Annotated in this window: 8 protein-coding genes; 1 reads left to right on the top strand and 7 read right to left on the bottom strand. The window is 72.4% G+C overall.

The window, feature by feature from the left end:
* Positions 1–6 precede the first annotated feature (6 nt).
* Both VKZ81_RS22360 and VKZ81_RS22355 read right to left on the bottom strand, forming a co-directional pair.
* Positions 7–1,473, bottom strand: a complete 1,467-nt coding sequence (locus VKZ81_RS22360; protein WP_324243597.1) for an NAD(P)/FAD-dependent oxidoreductase — start codon at positions 1,471–1,473, stop codon at positions 7–9.
* Between the two features lie 5 nt (positions 1,474–1,478).
* On the bottom strand, positions 1,479–2,423 hold the full coding sequence (locus tag VKZ81_RS22355) for a UDP-glucuronic acid decarboxylase family protein (protein ID WP_324243596.1): 945 nt from the start codon (positions 2,421–2,423) through the stop codon (positions 1,479–1,481).
* A gap of 557 nt (positions 2,424–2,980) precedes the next feature.
* Here VKZ81_RS22355 and VKZ81_RS22350 point away from each other — a divergent pair.
* Positions 2,981–5,029 (top strand): DEAD/DEAH box helicase, encoded by a 2,049-nt coding sequence (locus tag VKZ81_RS22350; RefSeq protein ID WP_324243595.1) that lies wholly within the window; start codon positions 2,981–2,983, stop codon positions 5,027–5,029.
* Between the two features lie 66 nt (positions 5,030–5,095).
* Here VKZ81_RS22350 and VKZ81_RS22345 read toward each other — a convergent pair whose 3' ends face one another.
* From VKZ81_RS22345 to VKZ81_RS22325, 5 genes are read right to left on the bottom strand one after another with little or no spacing between them, the layout of a single operon-like run.
* A complete protein-coding gene (locus VKZ81_RS22345; protein WP_324243594.1) occupies positions 5,096–6,106 on the bottom strand; it encodes an ABC transporter substrate-binding protein in 1,011 nt (336 codons plus the stop codon).
* On the bottom strand, positions 6,103–6,975 hold the full coding sequence (locus VKZ81_RS22340; protein WP_324243593.1) for an ABC transporter permease: 873 nt from the start codon (positions 6,973–6,975) through the stop codon (positions 6,103–6,105). The genes VKZ81_RS22345 and VKZ81_RS22340 overlap by 4 nt, the downstream gene beginning before the upstream one ends.
* Positions 6,972–7,772, bottom strand: a complete 801-nt coding sequence (locus VKZ81_RS22335; RefSeq protein WP_324243592.1) for an ABC transporter ATP-binding protein — start codon at positions 7,770–7,772, stop codon at positions 6,972–6,974. Before VKZ81_RS22335 ends, VKZ81_RS22340 begins: the two co-directional genes overlap by 4 nt.
* A gap of 14 nt (positions 7,773–7,786) precedes the next feature.
* A complete protein-coding gene (locus tag VKZ81_RS22330; protein WP_324243591.1) occupies positions 7,787–8,629 on the bottom strand; it encodes an NAD-dependent epimerase/dehydratase family protein in 843 nt (280 codons plus the stop codon).
* 29 nt (positions 8,630–8,658) lie between these two features.
* Entirely contained in the window at positions 8,659–9,903 is a 1,245-nt protein-coding gene (locus VKZ81_RS22325; RefSeq protein ID WP_324243590.1) for an FAD-dependent oxidoreductase, read from the bottom strand.
* Positions 9,904–9,975: the final 72 nt, after the last annotated feature.

The raw sequence follows: 9,975 nt of genomic DNA, 5'->3' as shown, positions 1-9,975 counted from the left end.
GTCCGCTCAGCCCCGGCGCGGGAGCACCGGCGCGTCCCGGCCGGTGCTGATCTCCTCGTGGTAGTCGGCGTCGACGTTCACCGACCAGATGTCGTGGTCGGCGCCGAGGACGTTCTCCACGGCGAGCATCGCCGTGAGCATCGAGTGGTCCTGGTTGTTGTAGCGGTGCTGGCCGTTGCGCCCGACCGGCTGCACGTTCGGCGCGTGCTCGGCGAGCCAGGAGCGCAGCAGCGCGACGCGCTCGGCGAAGCCCTCCTCGTAGACCGGGTAGGCCTTGGGCATCCGCACGACGTAGCCCGCCTCGACCCGGTCCGCCGGGACGAGGCCGATCGCCGCGAGCTCCCGCGTGCCCAGCGCGACCAGCTCCTCGTCGGGCAGCTCCCACAGCTCGTCGCCCTCGAAGACGAAGTACTCCAGCCCCAGGCAGGTGCGCCCCGGCTGCACCATCGCCTCCGACCAGGCCCCGAAGTTCTGGATCCGCCCGACCGCTACCTCCGGGGAGTGCACGTAGATCCAGTTGTCGGCGAAGGCGCACTCGGCGGGCACGACGAGCGCCACGGTGAGGAAGTCGCGGAACCGCAGGGCGGCGGCCGCGGCGGCGACCTCGGGCGGCGGGGGCGGGTCCATCGCCCTGACCAGCTCGGGCAGCGGCATCGACGAGATCACGTGCGTGCACGGGTAGACCGAGACGGCGCCGTCGGCGGTGGTCTCGACGCTCACCACGCGCCCGTCCTCCCGGCGGAGGCGGGTGACCGGCTGCTCGAGCAGTACCTTGCAGCCCGCGGCCTCCACCCGCTCGGCGCAGCGCTCCCACATCAGCCCGGGGCCCAGCCGCGGGTAGTGGAACTGCTCGATCAGCGAGACGACCTCCGTGCGGCGCCGCGGCAGCAGCGCGTTGCGCACCGCGGCCGCGAGCGAGAGGTTCTTGATCCGCTGGGCGGCCCAGTCGGCGGGCATCGCCGAGGCGGGCATGCCCCACACCTTCTCGTTGTAGCTTTTGAAGAAGTGCCGGTAGAGGCGCTTGCCGAAGCGTGCGGAGACCCAGCCCTCCAGGTTCGTCTGGTCGGCGGGCGGGTGGATCTGCGCCCACGCGTAGGACGCGATGCAGCGCATCGCCTCCACGAACCCGAGGTTGCGCAGCGCGTCCCACGGCCGCAGCGGGTACTCGAAGAACCGGCCGCGGTAGAGGATGCGGCTGCGCCGGGGGCGCAGGAGGAACTCCTCGTCGCCGAGCAGGTCGTGCCAGAACCGGGCGACCCGCTCGACCTTGGTGAAGAAGCGGTGCCCGCCGATGTCGAAGCGCCAGCCCTCGCGCTCGACGGTGCGGCTGATCCCGCCCACCACGGAGTCGGCCTCGACGACGGTGGCCGGGACGCCGGCGGCCACGAGCTCGGCGGCGGCGGTGAGCCCCGCCGGCCCGGCGCCGATGACGACCACCTCGAGGTCGGGCCGGGGTTCGGCCGTTGCCGACATCCAGATCAGACGGCCCGCACGACGGCGGGGTCGTCGAGCGTGGCGCGGAACCAGTCGATGGTGCGGCGCAGGCCGTCGGCGAGGTCGACCTTCGGCTCCCAGCCGAGCACGGCGCGCGCGAGGCTGATGTCGGGCCTGCGCACGGTGGGGTCGTCCTCGGGCCGGGGCACGTACTCCAGCGGGCTGTCGGAGCCGACCAGGTCGCGCACGAGCAGCGCCAGCTCGGTCATCGACACCTCGCACGGGTTGCCGATGTTCACCGGCCCCGCCTCCCGCGAGTGCAGCAGCCGCACGCACCCCTCGACGAGGTCGTCGACGTACTGGATGGACCTGGTCTGACTGCCGTCACCGGATACGGTGATCGGCCCGCCGGTGAGCGCCTGGCGGATGAACGTCGGCACCGCGCGGCCGTCGTCGGGGCGCATCCGCGGGCCGTGCGTGTTGAAGATCCGTACGATCGCGGTGTCGACGCCCTGCGCCCGCCGGTAGGCCATCGTCATCGCCTCGGCGAACCGCTTCGCCTCGTCGTAGACCCCGCGCGGCCCGACCGGGTTGACGTGGCCCCAGTAGGTCTCCGGCTGCGGGTGCACCTGCGGGTCGCCGTAGGCCTCGGACGTCGAGGCGAGCAGGAACCGCGCCTTCTTCTCCTTGGCCAGGCCGAGCGTGTGCAGCGTCCCGATCGAGCCGACCTTCAGCGTCTCGATGGGCATCCGCAGGTAGTCGGCGGGCGACGCGGGCGAGGCGAAGTGCAGCACCGCGTCGACGTCGCCGACGACGTGCACGAAGTCGGTGACGTCGGCCCGCACCAGGCGGAACGGCCCGATCTCGGCCAGGTGCGCGACGTTGGCCGGGGATCCGGTGGAGAAGTCGTCCAGGCACAGCACGCTGTAGCCCTCGTGCAACAACCGTTCCGACAGGTGGGAACCCAGGAACCCGGCCCCGCCCGTCACGACTGCCCGCGGTCTCGCCACAGCCCACCAACCCTTTGATCGGCCCCGACGACTGACAAAGTATGGCTACCCTAGCCTAAGTAGCGCGGATCCGGGCCGGATCGGCGGAACCGTCACCGGGATCACTCCGACCGGGAGGAATCGACGCTCGCACCGGAGCGTTGCACCCGTCAACCGGTCGGGCCCGGCGTTCATCGCGCCGCAACCGGCGCGGCGCGCGCCGGGCGGTAGGATCGGGCGAACCCGGCGGGCAACGCTCGTCCGGCGACAGCCGGCCCGGTGCCGCGGCCGTCGACGGTGGTCGCGCCTTTCCCGCCACACGTGGGTGGGCTGCCCGGCCCGCGGTGTCCACCTCCGCGAATCCGCGGGTCCGCTCGCGTGCGAGAGGAGCCAGTCGGCCCCTTCCCGCGAGCCGTCACCCGTCCACAGCACCGAATGCGGCACCCCACCAGGAGGAGTCAGTGGCTCGACGAGGCCAGCCCAGTACGAGGGCTCGCCGCCCCGCATCATCACGCGACCGCCGTTCCGGCCGTCGCCGAGCCGACGTCCCACAGGACGTGAACGCGGTGCTCGCCCGCGCCGTCCGGGAGATCGAGGCGGCGCTGCGGAGGGGCCGGGCCACGTCCACCACGCGTACGAAGTTCCAGGCCACCGCGCTCCTGCTGCGCGAGGAGCGGGCGAAGGTCCAGGAGGGCGAGGGCAGCGAGGCGCACAAGGCCGAGCAGCTCAAGCGGCTCGACGGCATCGCCAAGATCCTCGCGACGAGCGCCGTGCGCGACTCCGACCTCCTCGCGCTGCTCGCCGACGACGCCGTCGTCACGCCCGAGGCCCGGGCGCTCAAGCGGGAGATGCTGCGGTCCGCGGGCCTCGACCCGGGCGAGGAGGAGCCGCCGCCTGCGCCGCCGGCCGAGCCCGAGCACCGCGTGGTGCCGCGGTCGGTGATCTCGCGGCAGCTGGCGAACCCGTTCCTCGCGCCCGACGCCTCCGCCGTCCGGCCGCGCGCGCCGCGCCCGACCCGGCTGGCCACGTGGGAGCTGATCGGTCCCCTGCTCAGCTCGTTCGAGCGCGCCGGCAGCGGCGCCGTGTCGTGCATGGACCTGCCCGAGCCCACCGCGCGCTACACGCCGCGCGGGATGGAGCTGATGCCGCACCAGGGCCGCGTGGTGGCCGCGGCCGCGGCGGGCCACCGGACGTTCCTGCTCGCCGACGAGCCCGGCCTGGGCAAGACCGCGCAGGCCCTGCTCGCGGCGGAGGCGGCCAACGCCTACCCGCTGCTGGTCGTCGTGCCGAACGTCGTCAAGACGAACTGGGCGCGCGAGGCCGCGATGTGGGTGCCGCACCGCACGGCCACGGTCGTCCACGGCAACGGGGAGTCGGTCGACGGGTTCGCCGACATCGTCGTCGTCAACTACGAGATCCTCGACCGCCACGTGGGGTGGCTCGGCGATTTCGGCCTGCGCGGGATGGTCGTCGACGAGGCGCACTTCATCAAGAACAAGCAGTCCCAGCGCTCCCGCAACGTCCTCGCGCTCTCCGACCGGGTCCGCTCGTTCACCGCGCGCCCGCTGATGATGGCCCTCACCGGCACCCCGCTGATCAACGACATCGACGATTTCCGGGCCATCTGGCAGTTCCTCGGCTGGATCGACGAGACCAAGCCGCTCGCCGACCTGATGAACGCCCTCGACGAGACCGGCCTCACCCCGGCCGACCCCGGCTTCTACCCCGCGGCCCGCCAGTGCGTCATCGACCTCGGCATCGTCCGCCGCCGCAAGGTCGACGTGGCCGCCGACATCCCGGCCCGCCGCATCGCCGACCTCCCGGTCGAGCTGGACGGGCCGGCCGGCCGCTCGATCCGCGCGGCCGAGCGCGAGCTCGCCCGCCGCATGGTGGCGCGCTACGAGGAGGCGCTCGCCGCCCGCCGCTCCGGCGAGGTGGTCGAAGGCATCGACCACGACCTCGTGCGCCAGGTCGCGAAGTGGGAGCAGAAGGACGCGGCGAACGCGTCGTCCGGGCACAACGTCTTCAGCATGATGCGGCGCATCGGCCGCGCGAAGGCCCGGCTCGCCGCCGACTACGCGGCCCAGATCGCGCGCAGCGCGGGCAAGGTCGTGTTCTTCGCCAAGCACATCGAGGTGATGGACGAGGCCGAGCTGACGTTCGCCGAGCAGGGCGTGCGCTTCGCCTCGATCCGCGGCGACCAGACGCCCTCGGTGCGCCAGCGCAACATCGACGCGTTCACCAACGACCCGGACGTCGCCGTCGCGGTCTGCTCGCTGACGGCGGCGGGTGTGGGCCTCAACCTCCAGGTCGCCTCCGACCTCGTGCTCGCCGAGCTGTCCTGGACCGCCGCGGAGCAGACCCAGGCCATCGACCGCAGCCACCGCATCGGGCAGACCCAGCCGGTCACGGCGTGGCGCATCATCGCCGCGCAGACGATCGACGCCCGGATCGCGGAGCTGATCGACTCGAAGGCCGGGCTCGCCGCGCAGGCCCTCGACGGTTCGGACGAGGAGGTCGGCTCCTCGGCCGACGTCCAGCTCGAGGCGCTCGTCGCGCTGCTCACCGACGCGTTGTCGCAGACCCCGGCCGGGCTCGCGAGCTGACCTCCGCGACGACGGCGGGCTGCGAGCGCGGGCGGTGCGTCCGCGCTCGCAGCCCGGCTCCGACCGCTATCCGCGTGACGCGGCGTTCTCGGCGAAGCGGCTGTCGACGTAGGTCTCCGTCGGGACGGGCTCCTCGTACTCGAGGGCGCCCACCTCCATCCACATCCGCTCCATGGCCGCGAGCTGGTCGGGAAGCGGCGCGAGGTCCGGCAGCCACGCGTAGAGCGGCACCGATGCGACCTGCTCGGGCGTCTGGCCGGTGGCCTCACCGATGATCTTGAGGTTCTCGTCGGAGTAGCGGGCGTCACCCTGCAGGTCCTGGGCGCCGCGGGCCAGCGCGTTGAAGAACTTCTGCGCGAGCGGCGACTCGACGAACTGCGCGCCGAAGAGGATGCCGGTCCCGGACGTGCCCTCCGGCGTCGTCCAGACCTTGACGGCGGTGCCGTCGTCCACCGCCAGCTTCCAGAACGGGGCGGAGACGAACGCGGCGTCGATCCCGCCGGTCTTCAGGGCGGTGGGGATGTCCGGGCTGCTCAGCTGGACGAACTCCACGTCCTTGATCGACAGTCCCGCTTCCTCCAGCGCCATCCCCACGTAGAAGGCGCTGGTCGCCCCCGCGCCGCCGAGGGCGCCGACCTTTCGTCCCTTGAGGTCGGCGATCGAGGAGAACTCGCCGGAGTCGACCAGCGGCTTCGCCACCACCAGCGCGGAGGCGGGGTTCTCGGTGTCGGCGTCGGCAACCCCCATGGAGCCCACGACGCGCACGTCGAGCCCCGACTCGATCGCGCTGAACATCCCGGCCGAGAAGCCGGCGAGCACGGCGTCGAGCTTGCCGCTCGCCGCGAGCGGGATCGCGTCCTGCCCCGACTTGACGTTCTCGATGTTGACCGTGAGCCCTTCGTCGGCGAAGTAGCCCTTGGCGTCGGCGACGAAGAGCGGCGCGAAGATCGGTAGCTGCACGACGCCGACGTTCACCGTCGACTCGTCGGCTCCCTCCGCACCGCCGCTGTCGCCGCCGCAGGCGGCCACGGCCAGGCCGAGCAGCGCCGTCGCTGCCACGGCCACGAGTCTCCTCATGACTTCCTTCCCTTCCTCCGAGGGCCGCTCGCGTGCCGCCACGGCAGCAGCGCTCGCTCCAGCAGGATGACGAGGCCCGTGATCAACGCGCCGATGAGCGACACCGTGATGAGCCCGACGAACATGATCTGCGGTTGGAACAGCTGCCAGGAGTTCCAGATCAGGTAGCCCAACCCGTTGTTGGACGCGACGAACTCCACCGCGGTCACGACGATCACGGCCATGCCCGCGGACACCCGCAACCCGGTCATGATCGAGGGCGTCGCACCCGGCAGCAGGACGTACCGGAAGAGGTTCCACCCGGTGGCGCGGTAGGCGCGCGCCGCCTCGAGGATCCGCCCGTCGATCTGCACGATGCCCGCGAGGGTGTTGATCTGGACGACGAAGAAGACCGAGATCGCCACGGACAGCACCTTGGGCGTCTCGGTGAGGCCGAAGATGAGCAGCAGCAGCGGGAGGATCGCGATCTTCGGCAGCGCGTACAGGGCCGTGAAGGTCGGGCCCAGCGCCGCGCGGATCGGGCGCGAGACGCCCATCAGCAGCCCCACCGCGATCCCGACGACCGCACCGAGGACGAACCCGGCGGCCAGGCGGGCCACGGTGGCGCCGGTGTGGATCCAGAGCTCGCCGTCGACGACCATCTCCCAGCCCTCGGCGAGGATCTCCGACGGCGGGGTGAACAGCCGGGAGTCGAGCGCACCGGCCCGCGCCGCGCTCTCCCACGCCAGCAGCAGGAGCAACGGCGTGAGGGCGGCCAGCGCCGTGTCGCGCGCCTGCAGCCGCCGGTGCCGGCGGTGCTCGCGCCGGACGGCCTCGTCCAGCGCCGTGGTGTGCCTCTCCTGCAAGGCCCGTTCCAGCGATGTCGTCATGAGAACCCCAACGATGCCTGCACCTCGTCGCGCAGTGACTCCCAGATGTCCTGGCGCATCCGCGCGAACTCCGGGTCGGACTCGATCTCGACGCTGCGCGGGCGTCCGAACGGGACGTCGAGGACGTCCTTGATCCGGCCCGGCCGGGCCGACATGACCACGATCTGATCGCCGAGCAGCAGCGCTTCCTCGATCGAGTGCGTCACCAGGACCACGGTCTTGCGCTCGGCCTCCCACAGCGAGACGAGCTGCTCCTGCATGAGGATCCGGGTCTGGGCGTCCAGCGCCCCCAGCGGTTCGTCCATCAGCAACGACGGCGAGCCGGTGGCGAACGCCCGGGCGATCGCGATCCGCTGCCGCATCCCGCCGGAGAGCTGGTGGGGGTAGGCCGACTCGAAACCGGTGAGCCCGACCTCCGCGATCCAGTGCCGCGCGTGCTCCTCCCGCTCCCGCTTCCCCACCGAGGCCATCTGCTCGCCGAAGGCGACGTTCTGCAGGACCGTGAACCAGGGGAACACGCCGTGCTCCTGGAACACGAACGCCGACCGCGGCACCCGCCCGGCGGGGAGGTTGTTGCGCACCTCGCCGACGGTCGGGGTCTCGAGCTCGCCGAGGATGCGCAGCAGCGTCGACTTGCCGCACCCGGACGGGCCGACGATGCAGGTGAACGACCCGGTCTTCAGGCTCAGGGTGATGTCGTCGAGGGCGTGCACCGGCGTGTCGCCGACGAAGATCTTCGAGACGCCCCGGACGACGAAGGCGTCCGTCGAGGGGATGGCGGAGGGCGCTGTGGTCATGCCGATCCTCTTGCTCATCGAGCGGATGGGTTTCGGGCCGGATCCGGGGACACGGCGGGGCCGTGGTGCATCGGTGGGTCGGGGGAGCAGAAGTCCCCTCCGATGTAGCGCCGGTCCCACTCGGAGGCCAGCACCGCCGGGTCACGGCGCGCGGCCTCGAACAGCTCGGTGGCGTGGTCCTCCGCGTCGTCGCGGGGGTGGAAGCCGATCGCCGCCCCGCCTTCCGGCGACAGGTAGCCGCGGCTGTTCGCCGACACCCCCCAGACGATGCGGAACCCCGGCGACGCGACGGTCAGCGCCGCGTCCAGCAACCGGACCGCGTCCGCGGGGGACAGCCACGTGCTGAGCATGCGCTCACCGAGCGGCCGGGCGAACCGGGACGCGATCCGCAGGCACACCACGTCCATGCCGTACCGGTCGTGGTACAGGCTGCCCAACGCCTCGAGCGCCGCCTTGCTGACGCCGTAGAACGTGTCCGGCCGGACCGGTACGTCGTCGGGCACGCGCTCCGTCCCACCGGGTACGGGGACGAACCCGGCCGCGTGGATCGAGCTCGCCAGCACCACGCGGGGCACGCCCGCGCGCCGCGCGGTCTCGAGGACGGACTGGGTCCCGTCGATGTTGACGCGCAGGAGCTGCTCCCAGTCGGCCTCCAGCGGGATCCCCGCGAGGTGGACCACCGCCGCGCAGCCGTCGAACGCGGTGCGCAGCGCCTCGCGGTCGGTGACGTCGCAGCGCACCCAGCTGCACGGGGTGCCCGGGGGCGCAGGCAGCCGGTCCACCCCGACGATGCCGTACCCGAGCTCGGCGAGTCCGGGCAGGACGTCGGAGGCGAGCGAGCCTGCCGCGCCCGTCACCGCGATCCGCGAACCACCGCGAGACCCCATCAGACCAGCGCGCCTTGCCGCTCGAGCCCTTCGCGCACCGCCGCGTAGTCGTGACGGCCGCCGTCGGCGTACACCGCGGCGGCGACCCCGCAGGCGTGGCCGGTCGCGAAGGACGTCCCCATGACCCTCAGCGAGGCGTACGCCCGGTTGTCCGAGCTGGTCAGTCGCCCACCCGCCCACAGGTTCTCGGTCGACGCCGCGCAGATCGCCCCGTAGGGGATGTGGTACCAGCCCCCACCCGCGATCTTCCCGTACTCGGTCACGCCCGGCGCGACGTGGCTCTCCATCGGCCAACCGCACCGCGCGACGGCGTCGTGCGGGCGCTTGCGGGCGGCAGAGACGTCGGCGGCGCTCACCTGGTCGCGGCCGCGCAGCCGGCGCCCCTCGCGGATGCCGATCTGCGGGCCGGTGCCCGCGAGGTAGCCGTCCTCCCAGCCGGGGAGGTAGCGCCGGAACGCCTCCAGGTACAGCCAGGACAGGCGGCGGGCCTCCAGCTCGGCACGGGTCAGCTCGTGGACGTCGAGGACGTCGCGGTGCTGGTCGACCAGCAGCATCATCACCTCGCGGCTGACCGGCATCCGCACCGCGATGCCGCTGGTCCGGACCAGGTCCGCTCCGGTCTCGGCGGTGTACTTGCCGACGGCGGCGGCGATCCCCGCCTGGGAGAGGTCGGCCTCGTCCCGCACGCCACCGACGCGCATCACGAGCGTGCTCGCCTGTCGTTCCGCCACGTGTGACAGCATCACATCATCGGCACCGGCCGCCGCGAGCAGTGCGCCGTCGCCGCTGCAGTCCACGAACGCGCGCCCGGTGATGCGCTCGCGGCCCCCGCGGTGGGCCACCTCGACGCCGGTGATCCGCCCCTCCTCGGTGGTCGCACCGACGAGCGTGCTGTGCAGCAACAGCTCGACGCCGGCCGAGGTGACCAGTTCGTCGTACACGGTCTTGGTCGTCTCGAGGTCGAGGAGCACGATCGTGTTCCCGGACTCGGGGACCGTGTGCGTGCGGTAGAGCCGGTGCGCGTCGAGCCGGTCCAGCACCTCCTGGCCGACCCCTCGCACGACCTGCGCGCCCGTCTGGTCGAAGAACCCGCAGTGGGTGAGCACCGAGCTGTTCGTCGCGGCCCCGCCGAGGAACCCGTACTGCTCGATCAGGCACACCTCGGAGCCGGACCTCGCCGCACCGACCGCAGCGGCGATCCCCGCCGCACCACCCCCGACGACCACCACATCGAAGTCCGCCACGCGAGCACCTTCACCCGGGCGGGGGCATGCGTCCAATGCCTGTCGAGCCCGAGGGCCATGCCTGCAGTGCAT

This window comes from Pseudonocardia sp., assembly GCF_035305885.1.
GTDB lineage: Bacteria > Actinomycetota > Actinomycetes > Mycobacteriales > Pseudonocardiaceae > Pseudonocardia.
This window is presented reverse-complemented; position numbering and strand designations above follow the sequence as displayed.

Bases quoted from the DNA above. Each gene is read 5' to 3' on its own strand.
- VKZ81_RS22360 (WP_324243597.1), bottom strand. From the start codon at position 1,473: ATGTCGGCAACGGCCGAACCCCGGCCCGACCTCGAGGTGGTCGTCATC.
- VKZ81_RS22345 (WP_324243594.1), bottom strand. From the start codon at position 6,106: ATGAGGAGACTCGTGGCCGTGGCAGCGACGGCGCTGCTCGGCCTGGCC.
- VKZ81_RS22340 (WP_324243593.1), bottom strand. From the start codon at position 6,975: ATGACGACATCGCTGGAACGGGCCTTGCAGGAGAGGCACACCACGGCG.
- VKZ81_RS22335 (WP_324243592.1), bottom strand. From the start codon at position 7,772: ATGACCACAGCGCCCTCCGCCATCCCCTCGACGGACGCCTTCGTCGTC.